Origin of the sequence: Streptomyces sp. NPDC058864, from assembly GCF_042742985.1 — a bacterium.
Classification (GTDB): domain Bacteria; phylum Actinomycetota; class Actinomycetes; order Streptomycetales; family Streptomycetaceae; genus Actinacidiphila.
The window spans coordinates 1-23,378 of record NZ_JBHYMQ010000045.1 but is presented as its reverse complement, the minus strand read 5'-3'; the positions used below and the strand labels follow the sequence as shown (position 1 = coordinate 23,378).

Annotated in this window: 21 protein-coding genes; 5 read left to right on the top strand and 16 right to left on the bottom strand. The window is 72.3% G+C overall.

Translation table 11 applies throughout. From position 1 onward, the window contains the following. Positions 1 to 96: 96 nt before the first annotated feature. Positions 97 to 948 carry an endonuclease/exonuclease/phosphatase family protein gene (locus ACFW3D_RS28150; RefSeq protein WP_500508466.1) on the top strand — a complete coding sequence of 284 codons (852 nt, stop codon included), beginning with the start codon at positions 97 to 99 and terminating at the stop codon, positions 946 to 948. Here ACFW3D_RS28150 and ACFW3D_RS28145 read toward each other — a convergent pair whose 3' ends face one another. After that, positions 949 to 1,833, bottom strand: a complete 885-nt coding sequence (locus tag ACFW3D_RS28145) for a metallophosphoesterase family protein (RefSeq protein WP_500508464.1) — start codon at positions 1,831 to 1,833, stop codon at positions 949 to 951. Between the two features lie 73 nt (positions 1,834 to 1,906). Further along, the gene (locus ACFW3D_RS28140; protein ID WP_500508462.1) at positions 1,907 to 2,353 is read right to left on the bottom strand and encodes an LppU/SCO3897 family protein; all 447 of its coding nucleotides are present in this window, start codon (positions 2,351 to 2,353) and stop codon (positions 1,907 to 1,909) included. Positions 2,354 to 2,669: 316 nt separating this feature from the next. Here ACFW3D_RS28140 and ACFW3D_RS28135 point away from each other — a divergent pair, with 316 nt between their 5' ends. Further along, positions 2,670 to 2,951 (top strand): hypothetical protein, encoded by a 282-nt coding sequence (locus tag ACFW3D_RS28135; protein ID WP_500508460.1) that lies wholly within the window; start codon positions 2,670 to 2,672, stop codon positions 2,949 to 2,951. Between the two features lie 78 nt (positions 2,952 to 3,029). Here ACFW3D_RS28135 and ACFW3D_RS28130 read toward each other — a convergent pair whose 3' ends face one another. The 8 genes from ACFW3D_RS28130 to ACFW3D_RS28095 all read right to left on the bottom strand — a co-directional run bounded on the left by ACFW3D_RS28130 (position 3,030) and on the right by ACFW3D_RS28095 (position 11,379). Beyond that, complete coding sequence (locus ACFW3D_RS28130) at positions 3,030 to 3,620, bottom strand: DUF308 domain-containing protein (RefSeq protein WP_500508458.1); 591 nt, start codon at positions 3,618 to 3,620, stop codon at positions 3,030 to 3,032. A 44-nt stretch (positions 3,621 to 3,664) separates the two neighbouring features. Further along, positions 3,665 to 5,284, bottom strand: a complete 1,620-nt coding sequence (locus ACFW3D_RS28125) for a tannase/feruloyl esterase family alpha/beta hydrolase (protein ID WP_500508529.1) — start codon at positions 5,282 to 5,284, stop codon at positions 3,665 to 3,667. Between the two features lie 532 nt (positions 5,285 to 5,816). After that, complete coding sequence (locus ACFW3D_RS28120; protein WP_500508456.1) at positions 5,817 to 6,491, bottom strand: TetR/AcrR family transcriptional regulator; 675 nt, start codon at positions 6,489 to 6,491, stop codon at positions 5,817 to 5,819. A gap of 93 nt (positions 6,492 to 6,584) precedes the next feature. Continuing rightward, a complete protein-coding gene (locus ACFW3D_RS28115) occupies positions 6,585 to 7,403 on the bottom strand; it encodes an oxidoreductase (protein ID WP_500508453.1) in 819 nt (272 codons plus the stop codon). Positions 7,404 to 7,462: 59 nt separating this feature from the next. Continuing rightward, positions 7,463 to 8,215: an SDR family NAD(P)-dependent oxidoreductase gene (locus ACFW3D_RS28110; RefSeq protein ID WP_500508451.1), complete on the bottom strand. Its 753-nt coding sequence runs from the start codon at positions 8,213 to 8,215 to the stop codon at positions 7,463 to 7,465. Between the two features lie 70 nt (positions 8,216 to 8,285). Continuing rightward, complete coding sequence (locus ACFW3D_RS28105) at positions 8,286 to 9,332, bottom strand: aldo/keto reductase (protein WP_500508449.1); 1,047 nt, start codon at positions 9,330 to 9,332, stop codon at positions 8,286 to 8,288. A gap of 582 nt (positions 9,333 to 9,914) precedes the next feature. Next, entirely contained in the window at positions 9,915 to 10,844 is a 930-nt protein-coding gene (locus tag ACFW3D_RS28100; protein WP_500508446.1) for a hypothetical protein, read from the bottom strand. A gap of 91 nt (positions 10,845 to 10,935) precedes the next feature. Continuing rightward, entirely contained in the window at positions 10,936 to 11,379 is a 444-nt protein-coding gene (locus ACFW3D_RS28095; RefSeq protein WP_500508444.1) for a hypothetical protein, read from the bottom strand. Between the two features lie 369 nt (positions 11,380 to 11,748). On the opposite strand from ACFW3D_RS28095, the gene ACFW3D_RS28090 reads away from it, so the two are divergent. Further along, a complete protein-coding gene (locus ACFW3D_RS28090; protein WP_500508441.1) occupies positions 11,749 to 11,919 on the top strand; it encodes a hypothetical protein in 171 nt (56 codons plus the stop codon). Between the two features lie 45 nt (positions 11,920 to 11,964). Here the strand turns inward: ACFW3D_RS28090 and ACFW3D_RS28085 are convergent, their stop codons facing one another. Together ACFW3D_RS28085 and ACFW3D_RS28080 are read right to left on the bottom strand one after the other, a co-directional pair. Next, positions 11,965 to 12,528, bottom strand: a complete 564-nt coding sequence (locus tag ACFW3D_RS28085; RefSeq protein WP_500508438.1) for a glycine-rich domain-containing protein — start codon at positions 12,526 to 12,528, stop codon at positions 11,965 to 11,967. Between the two features lie 850 nt (positions 12,529 to 13,378). Continuing rightward, positions 13,379 to 15,265, bottom strand: coding sequence for an ABC transporter ATP-binding protein (locus ACFW3D_RS28080; RefSeq protein ID WP_500508436.1), 1,887 nt, complete (start codon positions 15,263 to 15,265; stop codon positions 13,379 to 13,381). A 424-nt stretch (positions 15,266 to 15,689) separates the two neighbouring features. On the opposite strand from ACFW3D_RS28080, the gene ACFW3D_RS28075 reads away from it, so the two are divergent. After that, the gene (locus tag ACFW3D_RS28075) at positions 15,690 to 16,583 is read left to right on the top strand and encodes a class I SAM-dependent methyltransferase (protein WP_500508434.1); all 894 of its coding nucleotides are present in this window, start codon (positions 15,690 to 15,692) and stop codon (positions 16,581 to 16,583) included. Here ACFW3D_RS28075 and ACFW3D_RS28070 read toward each other — a convergent pair. From ACFW3D_RS28070 to ACFW3D_RS28055, 4 genes are all read right to left on the bottom strand, one after another. Continuing rightward, the gene (locus ACFW3D_RS28070) at positions 16,578 to 17,438 is read right to left on the bottom strand and encodes an alpha/beta fold hydrolase (RefSeq protein ID WP_500508432.1); all 861 of its coding nucleotides are present in this window, start codon (positions 17,436 to 17,438) and stop codon (positions 16,578 to 16,580) included. The two genes, ACFW3D_RS28075 and ACFW3D_RS28070, sit on opposite strands and share 6 nt — an antisense overlap. A 62-nt stretch (positions 17,439 to 17,500) precedes the next feature. After that, positions 17,501 to 18,268, bottom strand: coding sequence for a dienelactone hydrolase family protein (locus tag ACFW3D_RS28065; protein WP_500508430.1), 768 nt, complete (start codon positions 18,266 to 18,268; stop codon positions 17,501 to 17,503). Positions 18,269 to 18,507: 239 nt separating this feature from the next. Beyond that, on the bottom strand, positions 18,508 to 20,529 hold the full coding sequence (locus tag ACFW3D_RS28060; RefSeq protein WP_500508427.1) for an alkaline phosphatase family protein: 2,022 nt from the start codon (positions 20,527 to 20,529) through the stop codon (positions 18,508 to 18,510). A gap of 186 nt (positions 20,530 to 20,715) precedes the next feature. Continuing rightward, entirely contained in the window at positions 20,716 to 21,618 is a 903-nt protein-coding gene (locus ACFW3D_RS28055) for a metallophosphoesterase family protein (protein WP_500508425.1), read from the bottom strand. A 149-nt stretch (positions 21,619 to 21,767) separates the two neighbouring features. Between ACFW3D_RS28055 and ACFW3D_RS28050 the strand changes: the two genes are divergently transcribed. Continuing rightward, complete coding sequence (locus ACFW3D_RS28050; protein ID WP_500508423.1) at positions 21,768 to 23,054, top strand: nucleotidyl transferase AbiEii/AbiGii toxin family protein; 1,287 nt, start codon at positions 21,768 to 21,770, stop codon at positions 23,052 to 23,054. The last annotated feature ends 324 nt before the right edge of the window (positions 23,055 to 23,378 follow it).

The following is a 23,378-nucleotide window of genomic DNA, read 5'->3' as shown; positions in this document are numbered from 1 at the left end:
GAGGGGACCCGGTCTTCATCTGCCCGTCACGCGTCCGCCAGGAGCCCCGACCACGATCGTGATCGTTCCTGTCGCCGTCCCTGGAGGACCCCCGTCATGCTGCGCCGGACCCTGTCCGCTCTCGCCGTCGTCTTCGCGCTCACCGGCACCACCGCCGGCACCGCCGCCGCCACCACGGGCGCGGCCCCGGCCGCCGATGGCCGCGGCGCCCGCGTGCTGGACGTGATGACGTTCAACATCCACCACGCCCAGGGCACCGACGACGTGCTCGACGTCCCGCGGATCGCGGACGTCGTCCGCCGCAGCGGCGCCGACGTGGTCGGACTGCAGGAGGTCGACAACCACTACTCCGCGCGCAGCGACTGGGCCGACCAGGCCGCGGACCTGGCGAAGCTGCTCGGTTACCACGTCGTCTTCGGCGCCAACATCGACAACGCGCCCCCGGCCGGCAGCGACCACCGGATCCAGTACGGCACCGCGATCCTGTCCCGTTACCCGATCACCGCGTCGGAGAACACCTGGCTCTACAAGTCGCCCGGCCAGGAGCAGCGCGGGCTGCTGCACGCCACCTTGAACGTGCGCGGCAAGGCCGTCCACTTCTACTGCACGCACTTGGCGGCGAGTTCGCAGACGGACCGCCTCCAGCAGACCCCGCAGATCGTCGACCTGATCGGCGACAAGGAGCCGGCCGTCCTCGTCGGCGACTTCAACGCCCTGCCGGACGCCCCCGAGTCGCAGCCGCTGCAGGCCGCCTACACCGACGCGTGGGCCCGTTCGCTGCACGGCCGCGGCGACGGCGCGACCTACCCCGCCGAGGCCCCGACCGAGCGCATCGACGCGATTTACACCACCGACGAGGTCAAGCCTCTCGTCACCCGCGTGGTGCAGGCCGACCCGACGGCCTCCGACCACCTGCCGCTGATCAGCAAGGTCCTGGTCACCCCCTGATCAGGCGCCGGGGCCCAGCCGCTCGATCACCGAGCGGAGCTGGTCGCGGTCGAGCTCGTACACCGTCTCGCCCGCCCGCGGATCGCGTGCGTGGAGCACGTGGAACAGCGGGGCGTACGGACCGCCGAGGTCGACGAGGGTCGCCGAGGCCCCGCGTACCGCCCGCTCGGTGCCCGGCGGGCCCGTGAGGTCGATCCGGCTGAGGACCCCCGGGGTCACCCACACCGGGACCGGTCCGAGGTGGCCGGACAACTGCAGGTGGAAGTGGCCGCACAGGACGAGCCGTACGTCCGTGCCGCGCACGGCGTCGGCCAGTTCCGGCCCGTCCTGCAGCCCGAGGGCCTTCTGGGTCTCCACCTCGAGGGTGACCGGAGGGTGGTGCAGGACCACCACGGACCCGTGCGGCGCGGGTTCGGCCAGCACTTCGCGGAGCCAGTCGAGCTGGCGCGGGCCGACCCGTCCGTACACCTTGCCGGGGACGAGGGAGTCGAGGGTGATGAAGCGGTGGCCGCCGACCACGCTCACGGCCGCCCGCTCGCCCTCCGGGGAGTCGACGACCGCCGTCGCCAGGTCACGGCCGTCGGCTCCCAGGTGGCCGCTGCCCAGCACCTTGGCGAAGGAGCCGCGCTCGTCGTGGTTCCCGGTGCAGAACACCACGGGCGCCTTCCTGGGCGCGGCGAACTCCCGCACCATGTCGCGGGCGGCGGTGTACGCCTCCGCGGAACCGTCGTCGGCGACGTCACCGCTGACGACGACGGCGCCGACGTCCGGGACCGAGTCGAGGCCGGCGAGCATCCGGCGCAGGGACTCCCTCGCGTCGATCCCGCGGGAGTTGGGCCCCTCGACGGGGCCGATGTGGATGTCGGACAGGTGAAGGATCCGCATCCCGACCACGGTACGCATCGCCTGACGCGACGTCACCGGGGCCGGGTGCGGGCTCAGCGGATTCGGCGCGGGGTCACTTCAACCGTTCGAGGCAGAGCGTGAAGTCCCGGCCGGAGCCGCCCTGGGTGTACCGGCTGTACGGCTCGTCGCAGTCCCCGTCCGTACCGGACTGCCTGCTGGCCACCTTGAACTGAGCACCGGGGTCGCCGCAGTCCACGATCTCGAACTCCGGGTCCCCGACGGAGATCACACCCGTGGCCGCCGCGTTCCCGGCGTGCAGGCAGTCGCCGGCGTCGGCGGTCGCGGCGCCCCCGAACCAGGTGGTGTAGCCGCCGTAGACCACGAATCCGATCACGACCAGGCTGACGACCCCCTTGAGGATGCCCTTGACGCTCGGGGGGCGCCGGGGCGCGGGCGCCGGAGGGCCGGGCACGCTGTACGGGTTGCCGCCCTGAGGGCCGTACGGGGCGGGCGGCTGCTGGTTGTACGGGTTGGTGCCGGGCGGCGGCGGAGTGGTCATCGCGGGTCCCCCTGGGGTGCGTAAAGACAAGGTCAAGTGGCCGCTGGAAGCTACCACCGGGAGCGGTTCACGTGGCCAGGAGACGGAAATCTGTGGCCTTGGCGTAACCGTCGGCAGCGCGGGGAGTGCCGCCGTGGTTGTCAAGCCCCGAATTCCAGGGGCGTGACGTGACGTGCCGGGCCGGGGTCAATGGAGATACGGGGTCGCGCACGGCCGGCGGCCTCCACCGGGAGCATCCGGGCGGTGCCGGTGGGACACGCGTCCCACCGCCTGCCGGACATTCCTTTCCCTTGACCACTTCCCAAGGAGAATTCCCATGGCCCGCACGCCTCGCACCCGGCGTTTCGCGATCCTCACGGCCTCCGCCGCCCTGGCGGCAGGGGGCGCGCTGATCCCCACCACCGCGTTCGCCGCCCCCGCATCCGCACAGGCGGGCGCCGTGTCCACCCAGGCGCCCCACCAGCAGACGAGGACCGCCGGTCACGGCGGCGGCAGCGACTGCTGGGACGACTACGACTACGGATACCGGGAGTACACGGACTACTACGACTACACGGATTCCTACGACTACTACGACGGGTACTGGGTGTACTACTGAGCCGGGGCCGCCCGAAGGCACACGCGTTCCGGCCCGGCGGTGAGAACCGCCGGGCCGGGGACGGATGCGGGGCGACCGTCAGACGGTCCGGGTGCGCAGCCGGCGGCTCCTCCAGCCCAGCAGCAGGGCCTGGAGTATGAACCACACCCCGCCGCCCGTGGCGTACGTCGACAGCACGTCGAGCGAGGGGCTGTCGCCCACGGCCTGGATGTTGTAGAAGACGCCGACCAGGAGGGACAGTCCGCCCGAGATCAGGGTCGGCCACTGGTTGCCCAGATCGGAGCCGCGCCGCCGCAGACCGACGACCACTTGGGCCGCTCCGGAGACGGCCGCCCAGGCGCCGAACACGTGGAGCACCGGCTGCACGCCGCCCGCTCCGGCGATGCCGACGGCGAGGGCGGCGAACGCGCTCAACACGCCGTTGAATGCCGTGACCCGGCGCTCGGGGCCGTCGGGGGTGGCGCGGTGGTCGATCAGCGAGGACACGGCGTCGATCAGCGGATAGACGACCAGCAGCGTGATCGCGGGGGCGTTGACGGCGTCATGGGCACCGGCGAACACCAGGGCCCACGCCACAGCCAGGACGCCGCGGACCAGGTAGAGCCTCAACAGGGAGGAACGCTCTCCCGCCGCTCCCCGGGTCGGGGGAGGCGTCGTCTGCGTACTCATGGGGTTCGGCCTTTCTCGGGTGGGTCGGATGGGCGGCGGCGGTGTCAGTGCCGGGGCGGCAGGACGCACCGGAAGCTGGAGGCGACGTCCGGGTCCCCGTGACCCTTGTAGCGGGACACCTCGGGGTAGCTGCACAGGTCACGGGTGACGCTCCGGCCGGAGGCGCCGACCAGGGTGGCGGGCAGGGTCTCGGGGGCCTTGCCGTGCTCGACCCAGGAGGTCAGCGCGGCAAGGCCGTCGGCCGAGCCGTCGGTGCCGTTCAGACCGCAGTGGTCGGTGCCCGGGGCGAGGAAGAGGCGGTAGAAGTCGTCGACCCGCTTGGAGCCGCCCATCTTCCGCTCGACCTGCTCGCGGTACGCGACGGTGCCCTGGGTGGGGATGAACTGGTCCGCCTGACCGTGCCAGGTCAGCAGTTTGCCGCCGGACGCGCGGAAGCCGGACAGGTCGGGGTCGTCCGTGCCGATCACCTTGTCGTACTCGGCCTGGGACTGCTCGAACAGCTCGGTGAACTGACGGTAGGTGATCTTCGAGAGGTCGAAGGAGGGGTCCTTCTTCAGCCAGAGCCGGACCCACGCGGCGGGTACCGGGAAGGGGCTGCCCTCGACGGTGCCGTCGGAGTCGGTCGTGACGGCCGCGAGGCCCTTGAGGTCGGCCCCGATCGGGACGCCGTACCACAGCTTCTTGCCGGAGGCGGTGCGCGGGCCGTCCCAGATCCTGCGCACCACGGCCGCGTCGGCCGCCGTGATGGTCAACTCCGTGCCGGCGCAGGCGACCTTGGTGCCGATCAGCTTGCGGGGGTCGAAGTCGCACCGCTCCGGGTCGTTGACCAGGCCGTCCCTGACGCCGTCGAGCGAGTCGCACGCCTTGACGGCGGCATCGGTGAACGCGTCCAGTTCGCAGCCGGACGGGAAGGTCTTCTCGTTGTTCATGACGACCTGCGGCCACAGGGTGGCGACCTCGAACTCGTCCCAGTTGACGGCGGGCGCGTCGGCGAGGATGCCGTCGTAGTCGCCGGGGTGGCGCTGGGCCTCCATGTAGCCCTGGCGGCCGCCGGTGGAGCAGCCGGTGAAGTAGGAGTAGGCGGCGTGCTTGCCGTAGACCGCGCCAACGACCTCCTTGCCGACGACCGCCGCCTCGTGCTGGGAACGGGAGGCGAAGTTCTTCAGCGGGGTGGTGCTGACCTCGCCTTCGCTGTCCAGCGCCCAGCTGACGTCGAGGGCGTCACCGACGCCGGCGTCGGTGGTGGTCGCCGCGTAGCCGTTCTTGACCGCGGTGCCCATCCCGACACCGTTGTCCCCGGCGAGGTAGGCGCTGCCGCCGAGCGCCTGGAAGCGGCCGTTCCAGCCCTTCTCGGGCAGCCAGGTGGTCACCGTGGCGTGGTCGCCCTCGCCCGGGTGGGTGAGGGTGACGGTCACCCTGCAGAAGGCCGGGACGCCGGTGACCTCGCCTCGCAGGACGCCGGTCCCCTTGATGGTGCCGCCCGCGTCGCGGACCGCCGCCACGGCCTCCACCTCGGTCCCGGCAGGTGCCCGCACCGGCATGGACGCGCAGTCGAACGGCGTGGCCGAAGCGGGAGCCGGGGTCTGTGCCGAAGCGGTCGGCAGGTACACCGCCGCGACCAGCGGCACTCCGGCCGCGATCACGGTCAGAAGTTTCTTCTTCATCTTCATTGCTTTCACATCCTGGGTAGCTGTGCGCCCGACCGCGGCGACACATGTGCACATCGCACGACGGGAAGGGCGAGGGCGGGTCCACGGGTGGGCTGTCCCGTGACCTCGGCAGGCGCCCCGAGGCGACCTCGGGGCGTCAAGACTGATCCGAACGTATCACCGGTTAAGGCGGTGACGAAAGTGGGTGGCGAGAAAGTGGGTGACGAAAGTGGGTGGGATGTCAAAGGTGTGACCCGCGGCCTCGATGCGATCCGTCCGGCGGTGCGCCGCACATCCGAGACCGGGTCAGGTGGTGGACCCGCCTGGAATTCGCAGGTCAACTCGCCGGGTACGACCGGCGGGTGGGGCTTTGCGGTCGCCGGTGCGGTCGCCGCCCCGGCCCGCCCCGCCCCGGCCCGGGCAGGTCGCCGAGGCGCATCCGGTGCCCCGGATACGCCCGCCCCGATGGTCCGGCGAACGTCGGGACGGAGCTGCCGGTGCGGTTGACCCGGCTCGCCGTCCGATCCGCGCGGACCGGCCGCCGGCGTCAGCCCAGGGTCAGCAGACCGGTGACCGCGACGTGCAGGGTACGGCCGAGCCGCTCGGCGAAGTCGACCCGAGTGCCGGCGAGTTCGGGGTCCCGCTGGGCCTCGGCAACCGCCTCCGACGGGTGGGCGAACGGCCAGAGTCCGGCCGTGCACACGACGGTCAGGGAGACCAGCTCCCGGGCGGCCGCCGGCGTCAGTGCGGTGATGTTGCGCCGCACCAGATCCGCCAGCGTGCCCAGCAATCTGCCATGGGCCAGCTTGAACTCGCGGGCCGCGTCGGCGGAGAGGTTCCGCTCCAGTTCGGACCCCAGGGCGCTCAGCAGGTCGCACAGCAGGGACCTGCGGGCCAGGGACCGGGCCAGGGCGTCCGTCACGGCCTCCGGTGAGGCGGCAGCGTGAGTTCCGGCGGACGGGAGTTCGGCGGGCAGCTCCTCGATCCACTGCGCGAGGGACCGGTTGAGCAGTTCGAAGAAGACCGCTTCCCGGGTCTCGAAGTACCGCACGACGTTGGTCTTCGAAAGCCCGACCCGCCGGCTCAGCTCGCGCAGGCTGATCTCGCCGACCGGCATCTCCGCCAGGAGCTGTGTCGCGGCGTCGATGATGGCCTGCTTGCGGATCTCGCGCTGCTCGGCGCTTCGCGCCCGCTGGAATTCCGTCGACCGGTCGTCTGCCACTGTCACTTCCCCGGGAAACCTTCTCGGCCCGCGCTCGGCGCCGCCTGCCGTAAGCCTAAGCCCCGACCGGGCAGGCAGGCCCGATGCCCCTGGTCATACGGACTCGCTCACCTCACGCCACTTGGCGTCGGAGGCGGCGAGGGTCTCGGCCACGACCCGGCCGACCCGGACCGCGTCCTTGCCGAGCAGCAGACGCAGCGGCGGCTCCTCGGACTCCGTGATGTCCAGCAGGATGCGTGCGACGCGTGCGGGGTCGCCGGTCTGGTTGCCGTCCGACGCCCGCTGGCGGGCGATCGCGGGTTCGACGACCGGCTTGTAGGGGTCACTGACCGGCGGGGTGGCCATCGAGGAGCCCGCCCAGTCGGTGCGCATGGCGCCCGGCTCGGCGACCGTCACCTTGATGCCGAGGTGGGCCACCTCCTTGGCCAGGACCTCGGAGAAGCCGCCGACCGCCCACTTGGCCGCCTGGTAGGCGCCCAGACCGGGGCCGCCCACGCGGCCGCCGACGGAGGAGATCTGGACGATGTGCCCCGAGCCCTGCTCGCGCATGACGGGCAGGGCTGCCCGGGTGACGTTGACGACGCCGTGGAGGTTGGCGTCGATCTGGTCGCGGAAGGCATGCTCGGACATGTCCTCGATGGCGGCCATGTCGGCGTAGCCGGCGTTGTTCACGACGACGTCCAGGCGTCCGAAGGCGGCCACGGCCGTCTGCACGGCCCGCCGTGCGGCGGCGGCGTCGGTCACGTCGAGGGTGACCAGGCGGACCCTGTCGCCGTAGGTGTCGACGAGGTCGTTCAGGGACTCGACGCGCCGGGCGGTCGCGACCAGATTGTGGCCCGCGGCCAGGACCGCCTCCGCGATCGCGCGGCCCAGGCCGCGGGAGCTTCCGGTGATCAGCCAGGTCTTGTTCATGGTGGTGCCTCTGTCTCTGTTGCTCGGTGGGGGAGAGGGGTGTCGGGGGTCTTAGCGGTTCAGACGAGGAATCCGCCGTCGACCGCGAGGTGCGCGCCGGTGACGTAGGAGGCCTCGTCGGAGAGCAGGAAGGCGACGGCCTTGGCCACTTCCACGCCGGTGCCGAGCCGACGGGCCGGGATGCGCTCGGCGATCCTCGCGACCTCGTCGGGGTTGCCCTGCTGGCGGGGCACCGGGATGACGCCGGGCTGGAGCTCGTTGATGCGGACACCGTGCCGTGCCCACTCGGAGGCCGCCGTGCGGGTCAGCCCGCGTATGCCGTGCTTGCTCGCGCTGTATGCGGCGCGGGCGGACAGGCCGCGGTCGGCGAAGACGCTGGAAATGTTGACGATGGCGCCGCCACCGGCCTCCCGGATCGCCGGGATCTGGTACTTCATCCCGTGGAAGACGCCGGAGAGGTTGATTCCGATGGTCCTGCTCCATTCCTCCTCGGGGAGGTCGGGGACCTCGTGGAGGACGCCGGAGGTGCCCGCGTTGTTCACGGCCAGGTGCAGGGCGCCGAAGTGCTCGACGGTCCCGGCCACAGCGTGCTCGACGGCGAGCGGGTCGCTGACGTCGGCCGGCAGGACGAGAGCCCTGCCGCCCGCCGCGGCGATCTCGCCGGCGAGCTCCTTCAGGGGTTCCTCCTGGCGGCCCACCAGGGCGACGGCGGCCCCGCGGGCGGCGAGCAGCCGGGCGATGTCGGATCCGATGCCGCTGCCCGCGCCCGTCACGAAGGCGGTCCGGCCGGCGAATTGGTCGTCGAAGTTCATGGGATGTGCTCCTTGCCCAGGGGGCGGCCGGTCCCGGCCGTGCCCCTGCGTGCGGTGTCCGGTGGGGACGTCACCTTTCGGCGGCGTCCTGGAGGGTGTTGAGGGCTCCGTAGCGGCCGCCCTTGACCCGTACGGGCTCGAACAGGGCGCCGAGGCCGGCCACGTCGTCGGCGCTGAGCCGGACCGAGGTCGCCGCGAGGTTCGCTCGGACGTGGTCCGGACGCCTGGAGCCGGGGATCGGGACGATGTCGTGGTGCCGGGCCAGCAGCCAGGCGAGGGCGATCTGTCCGGGGGTGGCACCGGCGCCCGAGGCGAACCGCTCCAACTCACGGACGAGCCGCAGGTTGTCCTCGAAGTTCTCGCCCTGGAACTTGGGCAGCGTCGAGCGGAAGTCGTCGCGGCCGAACTCGGCTCCCCGGCGGAAGGCCCCCGTGAGCATGCCGCGGCCCAGCGGGCTGTAGGGCACCAGGGTGATGCCCAGACGACGGCACTCCGGCAGCACCTCGGCCTCGACGCCGCGTTCCCAGAGCGAGTACTCGCTCTGCAGGGCGGAGACGGGGTGGACGGCGTGGGCCCGCCGGAGAATATCCGTGCCCACCTCGCTCAGACCGATTCCCCGGACCTTGCCCTCGACGACGAGGTCGGCCATGGCGCCCACGGTGTCCTCGACGGGGACGGCCGGGTCCAGCCGGTGGTAGTAGTACAGGTCGATCCGGTCCGTTCCGAGCCGCTTCAGGCTGGCCTCGCAGGCGGCCCTCACGTACTCCGGGCGGCCGTCGAAGAAGCTGCGGCCCTCCGGGGTGGGGCGCGCGGAGAACTTGGTCGCCACGACCGCCCGGTCCCGGCGGCCTTTGAGGGCCCGTCCCAGTAGTTCCTCGTTGTGCCCGAAGCCGGGCACCGGCCGGCCCGGGGTGGCGCTGCTCGCCCCGTAGTAGTCCGAGGTGTCGAACAGCTCCACGCCCAGCTCGATCGCGTCCCGGATGGTGGCGACCGAGGCGTCCGGGTCCGCCGCTCCGTAGAACTGCGACATCCCCATGAGTCCGAGGCCGACGGGCCGCACAGAGATGCCGGAGCTGCCGAGCGGCGTACGCGCCGCTGCTGTGGTGTCTTCGTTCACGCCCTGCCGCCTTGTGTGGAGTCTGGTCCACAGCCCCCATTAAGAGGCCACTGGAACTTTATGTCTCCACGGTAAAGGTCCACTGGCCTCTTGTCGAGTCCCGGCGGCCCGGAGTGAGGTACGCGACCCCCGGCCCGGGGCGGCGGATGGGCCGGGTCGCTCGGTTCGGGCAACCGGCCACGCCGGGGTCGGCGCAGACCGGACGAGGCGGGGACGGCGTGCCCGCGGCAGCGGGCACGCGGGCCTCTGCCGGGCGAACCGCCAGGGGTGGTCGTCGTGCGGTGCGCGAGGTTCGTCGTCCGTACCGTCGGCGGCAACGCGGTGCACCCGCGGCCGCACGGAAGGAGAACGATCCGCAGTGGTTCGGTGACAGGTCCTGCTGCCCCGCTGGACCGCCGCGCGCACCGCGGACCGGCCCGAGACGGGGTCCCGGGCGTGGGCGTCCGCGCCGACGGCACCGTGCGCCCTGACCCTCGGTACACCCCGCCGGCGCTCCGGCCACTTCCGGCCTGGCGGCGTGTCTGCCGACAGAACGAGCCCGCCCGGGTCCCGGAACGCTGTCCCCGACCGGCTCTCCCCGGGTTACGCGGAAGCAGCCCCATTGCGCGACGGCGGGACCTGCGCGGCCTGCTGCTCCCCGCCGGCCGATGCGGGAGCATCCGGCGGGGCGACCATGGCCTGGGCGATGGCCATCAAGACCTCGCGCCGTTGCTCAGTGGTCAGACCGGCATCGGCCACGAGCCGTTCGGCGGCGAGGCACTTGGAGAACTCCAACGGCTGGTCGACGTACGACCGAAGATGAGTGGCCGCGGCCTCCTGGGACCGGACGAACGCCTTGCCGGCATAGCCGGCCAAGCCCGCGGAAACCGCACCGAGGCCACCGGCGACGATGCTTCCCGCGGTAGTGCTTGCCTTCAATGCGACGATGACGAAGCCGACGAGGAGAGCGAAGCCGAGCCCCATGGAGATCTGGGCATTGTGGAAGGACTTCCTTGCCTGCTCCAGTGCGATGTGGTGGTAGAGGTCGAGGCGCGCATGTGTGAGCTTCCACTGCTCCGCCAGCGTCAAGCGGTGGCTGTCGGCCGCCGGGCCCACGCGCGGGCCGCCGTAATGGTGCTGCCCATAAGGGAAGTGGTCTTGCGACCCTTGTGGCGGGGCCTCATCCCCCAGCCTGACGGCATGCATGTCGCCACCCGCCTGGATGCGGACGGCATTCTCAAGGTCGCGCTCCGCCTCGCGGACGCGGACGCGGCTGTCCTCGATCGCCGAATATCCGGTGAGCCACAGATGGGGATCCCTCAGCCAGATATAAGCCGTTGTCAGGGCGAACAACAGCAGGGCGAGCGGTCGCGTGTCAGGTGCGAAGCAGCCGGCCAGGGTGGCCGCGACACACGCCAGGCCCGTACACGCCAGTCCGAAGACGCGGTAGCGCACTGCTCGGCCGCGCAGGATCTCCCTCTCACGGGCGGTCGGGTCCTCGGGCTCGTCAATGCTCGGCATGCGGATCAGCATGGCGACCGCCCTCGGCTGCGCCCACCGGTTCCGTGGCACTCGGCAGGACGACCCCCGCCCGGCACAGGCGGGGGCCGCCGCTCCACGCCGGTCAGGCCGAGGACTTGCAGGCATCCCAACGCCACGTCCCGCCCTCACGGACCCACGGCTGAGCCGTCCGCTCGAACTGCGGCACCCCCACCCCGTACGACACCCGCGCGAGGTCGCCGCCGATCTGGTCGACCTTGACGTTCTTGATCGTCAGCGCCCCGTAGTCGTGATGCGCGGTCTCCGCCATCGTCACGTAGTCGCCGGCGGTCATCTCCTTCTTGCACCGCGTCGACACCAGCTTGTAGGCCGTGGTCGCGTCGTTGCCGAACAGGGCCTTCGTGTAGGTCCGCACGGACTCCTCCAGCGCGGCCGCGGCCGCGGCGCTCCGGTCGTCGCTGCCCGCGGCCGGTGCCGACGAGCCGGCCGTGTCGTTCGAGCCCGAGCAGCCGGTCAAGACCGCCGCCGCGGCCAAAGCCGCTGCGACGACGGCAAGTCGCGTACGCATGAGGTGATGCCTTCCTGGTCGTTCCGGGAGCGCAGAACGTAATGGCACCAGCGGGGTGTACGGGGCGGAACCGTCCGGTATCGCACGAACGGGGAAGCGCTCGAGCGCACGCCCGCGGCGCAGCACGGGTGCTTCGGCCTCGCGGTCCCATGTCGCGCTCACAGGCTGCCCATTGGTCCGCCGGACCCGGCGAGCGAGCGGCGAGGCCCTTCCGGTGAGGCTCCGGGCGGGGCCTCGCCAGGCTCGTGAACTTGCCGACGGGGACTCCTCCCTTGGTCGCCGCCGGTGCCTCGTCGCGGACGGCGGCCTGGTCGACGCCCTGGCCGCCCTCGTGGCCGGCCCCGCAACCATCAGTGAGGGAGCCCGGTAATGCCGTGCTCGTGCCAGTCCGAGCGTCAGCGGTTCGAGGTGGTCGCCTCCAGCGGCAAGGTCGCCTTCACGTCCGGCGACAAGGCCACCGCCGATACCGTCGCCAAGCGCTACCCATACAGCGTGGTCCGCAAGAAGGAGCCGGCCCGAGCCAAGAGCGCTGATGCCTGACCGGCCGGGCCCGGTGCGCCACACGGTGCGTCGGGCCCGGGCGCTCTACCACCAGATGACGACGTATCCGGTGCCGCCGTTGTCGCCGGTGGTGTCGGCGCCGGCAGCGCCGCCGGTGCCGCCGGTGCCGGCACCTTCCGGCGCCGGCTGGATGATGCCGTCCACTGCCGGACGGCCTCCCAGGCCGCCAGGCGCGGTGTTCGAGAACGTTCCAGGGCTGCCGTCGGCGCCTTGACGGGCCGTGCCCTGGATGCCGTTGCATTCGCCCATGCCGCCCGCACCACCAGCCGGGGGCAGGAACTTCCCACCGAGGCCGCCGCGGCCGGCGGCGAAATTGCCGAGGCTGTTGATCGCCCCGCTGTTACCGCCGACAAGGCCGTCCGATTCTCCGGACTGGCCCACGCCTCCCGCGGCCACGAACACCGTGACCGGTGTACTGGGCTGGACGGGCAGGACGCACCAGGCGAAGCCCCCGGCGCCCCCACCGGATCCACTGAGGGGGGGAGAACCACTCGCACCACCTCCACCGCCGCCCCACGCCTGGACGAAGATTGTGGTGACATTCGCGGGCGGGACGAATTCGAAGGTACCGGGATCGTCGTAGTCCATCAGGCCGTGAGCCGGCGCGACACCAGGGGCCCCTGCGGGCCGGGACCGCCCTGCGGCCCCTGGGGACCGGTGTCGCCTGGAGGACCGACCGGCCCTGCGGGACCAGCGGGACCCGCAGGGCCGGGAGGTCCTGGCGGGCCGGGAATCCCGGGACGCCCCGGGTGCCCGTGATGCCCGGGGCGGCCGGGGCAGTACCCGGGGAAGTACGGGAACAGCAAGCACGGGTCCGCGAGACCGGTCTCCGCGCCGGGCTTCACAGCGCCGGCCTGACCGCCGTCGGCGCCCCCCGCATACGCGGCACCCGTCAGTGCACTGGACGTCAGGGCCACGCTCGCGGCCACCGCCCACCACGCCCGAGGTATGGCTATTCGGGACAACACGTCACCTCCAGCAAGGGGCCCACAACGCGCGGCGGACGCCGCTCACCAGGAGAGAGAGCTGTCGAGGGACAGCAGCGAGCCCACAGCAAGAATCGCTCTTAGTGATGCGTCGTGCACACTCAGTGGCTGGCCGGGTGATCCGGAACGGCCCTGGCCCGGCGCGCCACACGGTGCTCGCGGGCCCCGCAGTCACGGCCCGCCGCCGACGAGGCCGACGAGGCACGGTCGCCACGAAGACCGCGACGAGCGTCGTGCCGATCGGCTCGGCCCCATCGGGTAGCGCCGAAGCATGCTCACTTCGTGTAGGGCTTGCCGGCTCAACGCCAGCCCCCCGGACAGGCGGATTCAGCGGGTGCACGATCCGAGATCGGTGGACTGTCACTCCGGGTGCCCCTTGCTGAAGGCTCGCTGTCTCTCGGAACGGGGCGGGACGGGTTCGTCCGTTCCGAAGCGGGATCCTCCGGCCCGGGTCAGAGGAGGGTGCCAGGCAGGACGCTCTCCGCGCTGAACTGCGTACGGTACAGCTCCGCGTACCGGCCGTCCGCCGCCAGGAGTTCCGTGTGGGTGCCGCGCTCGACGATGCGGCCCTCCTCGACGACGAGGATGAGGTCGGCGGCTCGCACCGTGGAGAGTCGGTGGGCGATGACGACGGCGGTGCGGTCGGCGAGGGCCTCGGCGAGGGCTTCCTGGACGGCGGCCTCGGAGGTGCTGTCGAGGTGGGCCGTGGCCTCGTCGAGGATGACGACGCGCTGCCCGGCCAGGAGCAGGCGGGCGATGGTCATGCGCTGGCGCTCCCCGCCGGAGAGCCGGTAGCCGCGTTCGCCGACGACGGTGTCCAGGCCGTCGGGCAGCTCGGCGACCAGCCGGTCGAGACGGGCGCGGCGCAGGACGTCGCGCAGTTCGTCGTCGCCGGCGTCGGGCCTGGCGAGCAGCAGGTTGGCGCGGATCGTGTCGTGGAAGAGGTGGCCGTCCTGGGTGACCATGCCGACCGTGGCCCGCAGGGAGTCGGCCGTCAGGTCGCGGACGTCGGTGCCGCCGACGCGGACGGCGCCCTCGTCGGCGTCGTACAGGCGGGGCAGCAGCTGCGCGATGGTCGACTTCCCGGCGCCGGACGAGCCCACGAGCGCGACGGTGTGGCCGGGTTCGGCGCGGAAGGAGATCCCGTGGAGGACCTCGCCGCCGGCGCGGTTGTCGAGCGTCGCGACCTCCTCCAGCGAGGCCAGCGACACCTTGTCGGCGGACGGGTAGCCGAAGCGGACGTTCTCGAACTCGACTGCGACGGGCCCCGCCGGCACCGGGCGGGCGTCGGGTCGGTCCGCGATGAGGGGCCGCAGGTCGAGGACCTCGAAGACCCGCTCGAAGCTGACCAGGGCGCTCATGATGTCGACGCGGGCGCCCGCGAGCGAGGTCAGCGGCGCGTAGAGCCGGGTGAGGAGGAGGGCGAGGGTGACGACGGAGCCCGCGTCGAGTGTGCCGGTGAGCGCGAAGTGGCCGCCCAGCCCGTAGACGAGCGCCAGCGCGAGCGCGGAGACGAGGGTGAGGGCCGTGATGAAGGCCGACTGCGCCATGGCGGTCCGCACGCCGATGTCCCGGACCCGGCCGGCGCGTTCCGCGAACCGGGCGGACTCGTCCGAGGGCCGGCCGAAGAGCTTCACCAGGGTGGCGCCGGGCGCCGAGAAGCGCTCGGTCATCTGGGTGCCCATGGCGGCGTTGTGCTCCGCGGCCTCCCGCTGGAGGCGGGCCATGCGGGTTCCCATACGACGCGCCGGGACGACGAAGACCGGGAGGAGGACGAGGGCGAGCAGGGTGATCTGCCAGGACAGGGTGAGCATGACGGCGAGGGTCAGCAGGAGGGTGACGAGGTTGCCGACGACCCCGGAGAGCGTGTTGCTGAACGCGCGCTGGGCGCCGATCACGTCGTTGTTGAGCCGGCTGACCAGGGCCCCGGTGCGGGTCCGCGTGAAGAAGGCGACCGGCATGCGCTGGACGTGGTCGAACACGGCGGTGCGCAGGTCGAGGATGAGCCCCTCGCCGAGGTTCGCGGACAGCCAGCGGCCCAGCAGCCCGAGGCCGGCCTCGGCCAGGGCGATCACGGCGATGAGCACGGCGAGCGTGGTGACCCGGCCGGGGTCCCCGCCGGAGACGATGGCTTCGACGACCCATCCGGCGAGGACCGGGGTCGCCACGGCGAGCAGCGCGGTCACGGTGCTCAGCAGGACGAACTGGGTGATGCGGCGCCGGTGCGGCCGGGCGAACGCGCCGACGCGGCGCAGGGTGTCGCGGGCCAGGGGGCGGCGGTCCTGCGTGGCGTTCATGACGCTGTGCAGCTGCGTCCAGGCCGTGGTCTCCATGCTCATGCAGCGACCGTAGAACCTCGACCCGCCTTGAGGTCAAGGAATCCCGGACACGCGCCGGCTCGGGCATGCTCCTCCGCCGGCTGTGCCGGATCCTTCCTCGGCGCCGGGCCCGGATCCATCGTCGCCACGTACAGCTCCAGGCTCTGCACCTGCGTCGACCCGCATCGCGTGCACTGCGACACCGCCACCGCAGCCCCCGATCCGTCCCCGGACAACGAGAGCGCGGGCCACCCGCAAAGTCGACAAGATGACAAAACGCCCCGAGCTCGCGAGAGCCAGGGGCGCATCGTCGAGCCGATCCCGCGGGAGGCCGGTGAGGCACGCGCTGCCATTCGGCGGTGGCGAGGGCGTCGTCCCACCATCCCGGCCGGAGATCGATATCCTCACGTTCGGTTCGGCGGACGACCTCTCCAGGGAGCAGTTCATGCCACATTCGGGAGAAACCGCGGACGGAATTCCCCGGCCGCAGCGGTTCGCGGACGTCAAAGGCTGGTTCTGGCCGGTCGACCAATTGCTCTTCGACTGGTTCCTGCGACGGCAGGACGACCGGGAACACCGGGGTGACCTGCTGGAACTCGGTGCCTACCTGGGAAAGAGCGCCATCTTCATGGGGAGCTACCTCCGTCAGGGGGAGCGGTTCACGGTGTGCGACCTGTGGGATTCCCCGGGAGTGGACGACCCCAACAGCGCCGAGATGAATTCGGCGTACGCGACGCTCACCCGGCGCGCTTTCGAGGTGAATTACCTGTCGTTCCACGAACGGCTGCCGACCATGGTGCAGGGTCCGACTTCGGTGATCACCTCGCACGTCGGCGCCGGCAGCTGCCGCTTCGTGCACGTCGACGCGTCGCATCTGTACGAGCACGTCTCCGGTGACGTCGCGGCGGCGCGCGAACTGCTGCTCCCGGAGGGCATCGCGGCCTTCGACGACTTCCGCAGCGAGCACTGCCCGGGCGTCGCCGCCGCCGTGTGGGCGGCGGTGGCGACGGTCGGGCTCAAACCCATTGTGGTCACCAGCACCAAGCTCTACGGCACCTGGGGCGACCCGGCCCCGGCGGGCGAGGAGCTGCTGCGGTGGCTGAGGACGCGCAAGGACCTGTGGCACGCCGTGGACCAGGTGGCGGGCGTGCCCCTGATCCGCGTCAGGGGCACGAAGGCCGAGTCCCCGGCCGCGCCGGTCTCCCGCCACGCGCCGCCGCACGGCAGAGCGTCCCTGGTCGGGGAACGGGCCTCCGCCGCGCGCCGCCTGGCGAAGGACCTCGTCCCGCCGGTGCTGGCCCGTGCGCTGCGGGCGTCCCGCCGCCGCCGTACGTCATGAGGCCCTGACCTCGGCGTCACCCCCCAGGAACCCCACGACGGCCGTCACGAAGCTGCCGGGGTCGTCAAGCCAGGGGAAGTGCCCGGCGCCGGGCTGCACGACGAGCGCGGCGTCCGGGAACAGCCCGGCGAACCCGGCGACCGTGGCCGGCGGCGCCCCGAGGTCGACCTGCCCGGCCAGCAGCAGGACCGGCGCCGCCAGCCGGCCGAGTGCGGCACGGGTGCCGTCCGGGTCGAACGCGCCCTCGGCGCCGAAGGCGGCGACCACCTCGTCCCTCGTCTGCTCCCGTTCGGCCGCCTGGTGGGCCCGCGCCGCCTCGTCCCAGCGGCCGTAGGAGAACGGCGCGATGGCCTGCCACCGTTCGGCGGTGGCCTCGCCCGCCACGATCGCCTCCAGGGCCGCGAACGCCTCCGGGAACCACGGTTCGTCCCTGCGCAGGAGGGCCGTCTCACGCCTGAGGCCGCCCTCTATGGGGAGGCCGACGGCGCGGACGCTCGGCGTGACGAGGACGAGCCTGCCGACCCGCTCCGGATGGCGGCTCGCGTACTGCACGGCGATGTTCGCCCCGGCGCTGTGCGCGAGCAGGTCCATCCGGTCGAGGCCGAGGTGCGCGCGCAGCGCCTCGACGTCGTCGACGAGCCGGTCGCAGCGGCAGGAGGCGAGGTCGCCGGGCAGCCCGGACGGGCCGGTGCCGCGGAGGTCCGGCCTGATCAGCCGCCGGTGCGCGGACAGGCCGCCGAGGTCACCGAGGTAGACGGAGTCCTGCGGCCCGCCGGGCAGGCAGACCAGCGGGCGGCCCGGGCCGAGGTCGTGGTACGTGAGCTCGGTGCCGTCGTACGAGGGGAAGGCGGGCATGGCGGAGGTCCTTTCGGCGGTGTGCCGGCGGAAGCGGGGTGGCGGGTGGCGGGGCCTGGAGGTCAGTGCTGCGCACGCGTCGCACCGGGGACCCGGGCGAGACGACCGGCGAAGAAGCGGTGTTCGCTCTCCATCTCGTACGTGGGCAGTTCGGCGTGCCGTCCCGGGTTCGCGTGGAGCGTCTTGTCGCGGGAGGCGAAGGCACCGAAGAGGGCGAGGGACGACGACCGCGGCACCAGTTCGTCGTCCCACTGCAGGAGGAACCGCACCGGCACGGTGATCCGGGCCGCCGCGTCGGCCAGCGGCTCCTCGTTCCCGACCAGCCCGAACACGGCGGCGGTGATGCGGGGTTCGGCGGCCGCGAGCGGAATGCCGACGGCGCCGCCCATCGACATGCCCCAGAAGCCGACGGGGACGTCGTGGCCCACACGGCCGTGGGCCTGCAGGGCGTCCAGGGTGGCCCGCCACTCCGGGACGGACCGGGCGGCCAGCGCCGCGTTGTGGCTCGCGACGAGCGGGGCGACGGGCACTCCGGAGGCCACGGCCTCCCGGATGCGGACCGCGGCGGCCTCGTCGTCGGCGGTTCTCGGGCGGTCGCCGTGCCCGGGCGCGTCGATGGCGGCGACCGCGAAGCCGCCGGTCGTCACATGATGGCGGGCACGGGCCAGGAGGCCCGGGGCCTTCTTGTGCCGTCCGCCGCCGTGGGCCAGCAGGATCAGCGGGCGGTCGCCGTCCGCGCCGGCGGGGGACCAGAGCACGCCGGTGATGCCGTCGAGCACGAAGAGGTGTTCCGAGACGCCGTCGGCGGTCGTCTCCGGGAGAAAGCGCATGGGTCGGTGCCTTTCGGGATGCCTGCGGGCACTCCCGGGGACACCTGCGTCAGAGGGTCCGCGCAGCCGTGCGGGAGGGGAGCACCCGGCCTGATACAGCGTTGATGGGTCTCACCTCCTCGGTCGTCACTGCGCGGTGACGCTACCACGCCCGTGATCGCGGGGCAGCCGGTTTTCCCGGCACCTTCGCGCGGCTCCCGTCGTCCCCCTGGCCGGCCAGGAGGACGACGGGAACGGCCCTACGGCTGCGGGGTGGTGAACGCGGTCAGGAAGCGGTCGCGGAAGGCGTCCATCCGCCAGACGGGAGCGTCGTGCTCGGGCTGCAGTCCGTCGCTCCAGCCCCAGTCGGAGACCTGGTCCAGCACCTTGGGGTCGTGGGCGACGATCGCCACCGGCACGTCCCGGCTGGCGTTGACGCCGACGACCGTCGACACCGGCTGGTGGTCGCCGAGGAAGACCAGCACCGTGTTCTCGTTGCCGTGCCTCGTCACGAACTCGATGAGGCTGTTCAGCGAGTACTGGATCGCCTTGCTGTACTCCTGGCGCACCTGCTTGGGGTCCTTCCAGACCTCCTTGGGGTCCTTGCCCTCCTTCTTGATGGCGTCGTAGACCGAGCCGTCGCCAACCTGGTCCCAGTCGATCATGTGCGGGATCGGGGCCCAGGGATTGTGGCTGGAGGCCAAGACGATCTCCGACATCATCGGCTGGTTGGCCGCCTTGCCGTGCTCCAGGCGCTCGAACGCCGACAGGGTGTACTGGTCCGGCACCGGCGACCAGCTGAACTTGGGCCCCTGGTAGCCCATGGTGCGCGAGTCGTGGATGTGGTCCAGGCCGAAGAACTTGCCCTCCGGCCAGGCCCGGGTGACGCCGGGCATCATGCCGACCGTCCGGAAGTCGCCGGTGCGCTTGAAGGCGCTGGTCAGGGTCATCCGGTCACTGGAGCTGACGTAGCGGTAGCGCTGCTGGTCCGTGACCCACAGGCCGGACAGGAAGGTGGTGTGGGCGAGCCAGCTGCCCGCGCCGGTGACGGGGGAGGTGAGCCAGCCGCTGCGGGCGGAGAAGCCCGCGTCGGCGAGCTTCCGGGTGCCGTCGCGGAGCACGGCGTCGACGTCCGGTGCCATCACCGGGTTCTCGACCGCGTCGCGGCCGTAGCTCTCGATGAAGGTGAAGATGACGTCCTTGCCGCGCAGCCGGGACAGCAGCTGGTCCGACGGGACGTCGGCGAACGGGTCGTTGGCCACCTTCTTGGCGAACACTTTCTGGTCGGCCAGGCCCCGCTGGACCAGGTCGATCTCGCCCTGGACCCGCAGGCTGGCGTTCTTGGCGGCGAGGCCCACCCCGGAGACCTGGATGCCGAGTGTCGCGCACGTCATCCAGACCACGCCGGCCACCAGCGTGCCGCGACGCGCCGCCGAGGGGTGCCGCAGCATCACCTTGGTGAGCCGGACGATCGCCAGCGGCATCAGCACGAGCAGCGCGAGGACGGCGAGCAGGGCCCCGGCCAGGGCGCCGTACGCGGTCGTCGCCCCGGCCGAGTCCTTCAGGAACGACAGTCCGTCGGAGAACAGGGGCCAGTCGAACAGCAGGTAGAACTGCCGTTCCAGCGTCTGGTAGAAGCCCATGTCCACGCAGTTGAGCACGACCAGCAGCCCGAGGAGCACCCCGACGAGGACCGCCACCACCCGCCGGGGCCTGGGCGGCAGTGCGAGCAGCAGGGCGGCGAGCAGGATCGGCTCCGCCGGGATGCGGACGATGCGCGGGACGGTCAGCTGGGCCAACTGATTGGGCATCACGAAGGCGAAGAGCACCAGAACGGCGGCCAGGACCGTCAGGCTCAGCGACAGGGCGCGGGTGAGGTCGGGATGCCGTTCCCGCCACCGGGCGAGGGCGTTCTTCGCGGCGGGGGCGGCGGGGGCGGCGGCCGGTTCGCCGGGGTCCTCGTCGCGCGCCTGTGCGTCGTCGGTCCCGGCTTCGCTGGTTGCGGCGTCGGCGGTTCCGGCGTCTTCGGTCGGGGTCTCGGCGGCCCCGGCGTCCTCGGCCCCGGCGTCGGCGGGAGCGGTATCCGGTGCGGGAGCGGCGTCGTCGCCGGCATCCGACGCTTCCGGGTTCCCCGCGCCGTCCTTGTTCCCGGGGACCGCGTCCGACCCGGGGCCTGCCGCGGCCGTCTCCTCCAGGTCGCCACCCGGGGGCGGTTGCTCCGATGTGTCCTTAGTGTCCGCCTGGTTCGCAGCCGGTCGCTGATGAGCGCTGGAGAGCGACACCCCAAGTTCCTTCCAAGCGAGCCACAGTGATGGAGGGCGACCCCCTTGGAGAGTTTGGGCCACCGACAAGCCTGTACGGCTCACCTGCCGCCCCGGTTCACCCGAATCCGGCGCATCGCCAAAACGGACCAACGCATGGGCAGGTCTTTACGGAATCGGGAGGGATCCGCCGGTCGGAACCCGGGTTCAACGACCCTGCGTGGTCCAGGCGTTGGGGCCGAGCTGGTCGATGATCGTACGCAGCTGCTCCCGGTCGAGCTCGTAGATCGTCTCGCCGGCCCGCGGGTCGCGCGCGTGCAGGGTGTGGAACAACGGCCCGCCGTGGGCGCCGATCTGGACCAGGGTGGCCGAGGCCCCCCGGACGGCGCGCTCGGTGCCGGGCGCCGCGGTCAGGTCGACCCGGCCGACCACCCCCGGGGTCACCCACACCGGCACCGACTCCAGGTGCCCGGACAACTGGAGATGGAAGTGACCGCAGAGGATCAGCCGGACGTCCGTACCGCGGATCGCGTCGGCCAGTTCTTCGGGGTTCCGCAGTCCCAGCGCGTGCTGCACCTCGACGTCCAGCGCGATCGGCGGATGGTGCATCACCAGGACGCTGCCCATGGGGGCCGGGGTGGCCAGGACCTCCCGCAGCCAGGCGAGCTGGGCCCCGCCGAGGATGCCGTACCCCATGCCCGGCACGAGCGAGTCGAGCGTGATGAAGCGGAAGCCGTCGACCAGGCTCACGGCCGCCCGCTCCCCGGCGGGCGAGGTCAGCATCGCCCGCGCGTGGTTGCGGCCGTCCGGCCGCAGGTGCCCGCTGCCCAGCGCCCGCGCGAAGGCACGCCGCTCGTCGTGGTTGCCGGTGCTGTAGAACACCGGCGCCTGCCGGCGCAGGGCGAAGTCCCGGACGATGTCGCGCACGGAGATGTACGCGTCCAGCGAGCCGTCGTCGGCGATGTCGCCGCTGATGACGATGACGTCGATGTCCGCCAGGGGCTCCAGGTCGTTGAGCAGCCCGCGCAGCGACTCCCTCGCGTTGACACCACCCGCCTTCGGCGATCCGAAGCGGTCGAGATGGGTGTCGGAGAGATGCAGGATCCGCATTGCGCGTACGCTACTCGGCTCGCGCGGCGACGTCACCGATCATTGCGCCGCGCAACGGACGACGGCGCCGCGCCGGAACCCGGTTGCGGGCGGACGTGTCGCTCGTGAGGCTTGTCCCGGCAGGTGGGAGCCGCGGAAGGGGGCGCACCATGGGATGGTCGTGGAGGGGCTTCGGCCGGGGGGCCGACGAGGCCACCGAGTTGCCGCAGACGCCGCTGGACGACCGGCGACGCCTGAAGGAAGGGCTGCCGTTGACGCTGCGGGCCGTGGAGGACCGGCGGGCCGTGCAGCGGCCGGTGTTCGACCCGGCGCTGAAGCAGTACCCCAACGCCTACCGGGCGGCCGACCCGCGGTTCCCGGACCCCGAGGTGGAGGCCGCGTGGCTGGAGGCGCGTCGCCTGGCGACGGACCTCGTGCTCGCGGCCGTCGCGGACTCGCCGTGGGGGAAGCACCTGGTGCTGCGCGGCAGCAGGCTGCTGCGCGCGTGGTTCGGGGACGCCGCCCGGGAGCCCGGCGACCTGGACTTCGTCGTCGTGCCCCGGGAATGGCGGATCGAGGAGCCGCGGACGAAGGCGATGTTCGACGGCATCGCCCGCGCGGCCGGGCACGGCTCCGCGTCCGGGCCGGTGCGGATCTCGGCCGAGGACGCGATCGCCGAGGACATCTGGACGTACGAGCGGGTGCCCGGACGCCGCCTCGTCCTGCCGTGGACGGCGGACGGGCTGCCCGGCGGGATCGTCCAGCTCGACATCGTCTTCAACGAGCGGCTGCCCACGCCACCGGAGCCGGTCCGGCTCCCCGCCCTGTCGGCGGGCGGCCCCGAGGCGGCGGTGCTCGGGGTCTCCCCGGAACTGTCGCTGGCGTGGAAGCTGATGTGGCTGGTCAGCGACCGGCACCCGCAGGGCAAGGACCTGTACGACGCGGTGCTGCTCGCCGAGTCCTGCCGGCTGCGCTACGAGGTGCTGCGCGACGTCTTCCTCGACGCCGAGGGCTGGTACGCGCTGCGGCCCGTCACCGCGGACGCGCTCGGCGAACTGGTGCCGGCGGTGGAGTGGCGGCACTTCGTTTCCGAGTACCCCCGACTCGGCGGTGACGCGGCGCCGTACGGCCGCCGCCTGACCGAGGCACTCGCCCCGACGTTCGACGGCGCCCCGCAGGGCGCGGACCTGCGGGCCTGGTGGATGGCGCCCTGGCTCGCGGAGTACCGCGACGTCCACGAGCGCGAGGGCATGACGGGTCTGCAGAAGCGGCTGGCCGCCGAGGCGGGCCCGCCGGTCGCCGTCGTCATCACCCGGCACGTGCTCGGGCCCGGCCGGTGCAGTCCCGAGGACGCCCTCGAGGTCATGCTGGCCGACCCCGCCTGGTCCCAGTGGGTGGAGATCTATGAGCGCCAACCGCATTGGCGCCGGGAGCACTTGATCCCGCCGGGGGAGTGAGGGCGGCCTCCGGCCGGGGCCTGCGCTTCGGCCGGAGGGTTCGGGCGGTTGGTGACCGCAGCGGGTGTCCAATGCCGGGGCAGGGCACGTGCGGGCGCGGGAGCACCTTTCACGGCCGGAGGATGACGGCCATGTGGGCGGGTGCGGTGTGAACCTTCGCGAGGTCGGCGGCGTCCGCACGTGGTGCGTCCGGGCGCCGCCGGGGTGTCCGGCGCGGTCGGCTCGACGGCGTCGGCAATCGAAAGCACGGGTGTGGCCGGAGGGTTGGGGGCGCCGTCCGCAGTGACGGCGGACGCGGGCGGGTGCGGCGCCCCTCGCGAGGGG

Coding starts and splice junctions, on each gene's coding strand:
- ACFW3D_RS28095 (WP_500508444.1), bottom strand. CDS start 11,379: ATGCGTACGCGACTTGCCGTCGTCGCAGCGGCTTTGGCCGCGGCGGCG.
- ACFW3D_RS28065 (WP_500508430.1), bottom strand. CDS start 18,268: ATGCGCTTTCTCCCGGAGACGACCGCCGACGGCGTCTCGGAACACCTC.
- ACFW3D_RS28090 (WP_500508441.1), top strand. CDS start 11,749: ATGCCGTGCTCGTGCCAGTCCGAGCGTCAGCGGTTCGAGGTGGTCGCC.
- ACFW3D_RS28115 (WP_500508453.1), bottom strand. CDS start 7,403: ATGAACAAGACCTGGCTGATCACCGGAAGCTCCCGCGGCCTGGGCCGC.
- ACFW3D_RS28150 (WP_500508466.1), top strand. CDS start 97: ATGCTGCGCCGGACCCTGTCCGCTCTCGCCGTCGTCTTCGCGCTCACC.
- ACFW3D_RS28125 (WP_500508529.1), bottom strand. CDS start 5,284: ATGAAGAAGAAACTTCTGACCGTGATCGCGGCCGGAGTGCCGCTGGTC.
- ACFW3D_RS28055 (WP_500508425.1), bottom strand. CDS start 21,618: ATGCGGATCCTGCATCTCTCCGACACCCATCTCGACCGCTTCGGATCG.
- ACFW3D_RS28145 (WP_500508464.1), bottom strand. CDS start 1,833: ATGCGGATCCTTCACCTGTCCGACATCCACATCGGCCCCGTCGAGGGG.
- ACFW3D_RS28075 (WP_500508434.1), top strand. CDS start 15,690: ATGCCACATTCGGGAGAAACCGCGGACGGAATTCCCCGGCCGCAGCGG.
- ACFW3D_RS28100 (WP_500508446.1), bottom strand. CDS start 10,844: ATGCTGATCCGCATGCCGAGCATTGACGAGCCCGAGGACCCGACCGCC.
- ACFW3D_RS28130 (WP_500508458.1), bottom strand. CDS start 3,620: ATGAGTACGCAGACGACGCCTCCCCCGACCCGGGGAGCGGCGGGAGAG.
- ACFW3D_RS28050 (WP_500508423.1), top strand. CDS start 21,768: ATGGGATGGTCGTGGAGGGGCTTCGGCCGGGGGGCCGACGAGGCCACC.
- ACFW3D_RS28110 (WP_500508451.1), bottom strand. CDS start 8,215: ATGAACTTCGACGACCAATTCGCCGGCCGGACCGCCTTCGTGACGGGC.
- ACFW3D_RS28085 (WP_500508438.1), bottom strand. CDS start 12,528: ATGGACTACGACGATCCCGGTACCTTCGAATTCGTCCCGCCCGCGAAT.
- ACFW3D_RS28140 (WP_500508462.1), bottom strand. CDS start 2,353: ATGACCACTCCGCCGCCGCCCGGCACCAACCCGTACAACCAGCAGCCG.
- ACFW3D_RS28070 (WP_500508432.1), bottom strand. CDS start 17,438: ATGCCCGCCTTCCCCTCGTACGACGGCACCGAGCTCACGTACCACGAC.
- ACFW3D_RS28080 (WP_500508436.1), bottom strand. CDS start 15,265: ATGAGCATGGAGACCACGGCCTGGACGCAGCTGCACAGCGTCATGAAC.
- ACFW3D_RS28135 (WP_500508460.1), top strand. CDS start 2,670: ATGGCCCGCACGCCTCGCACCCGGCGTTTCGCGATCCTCACGGCCTCC.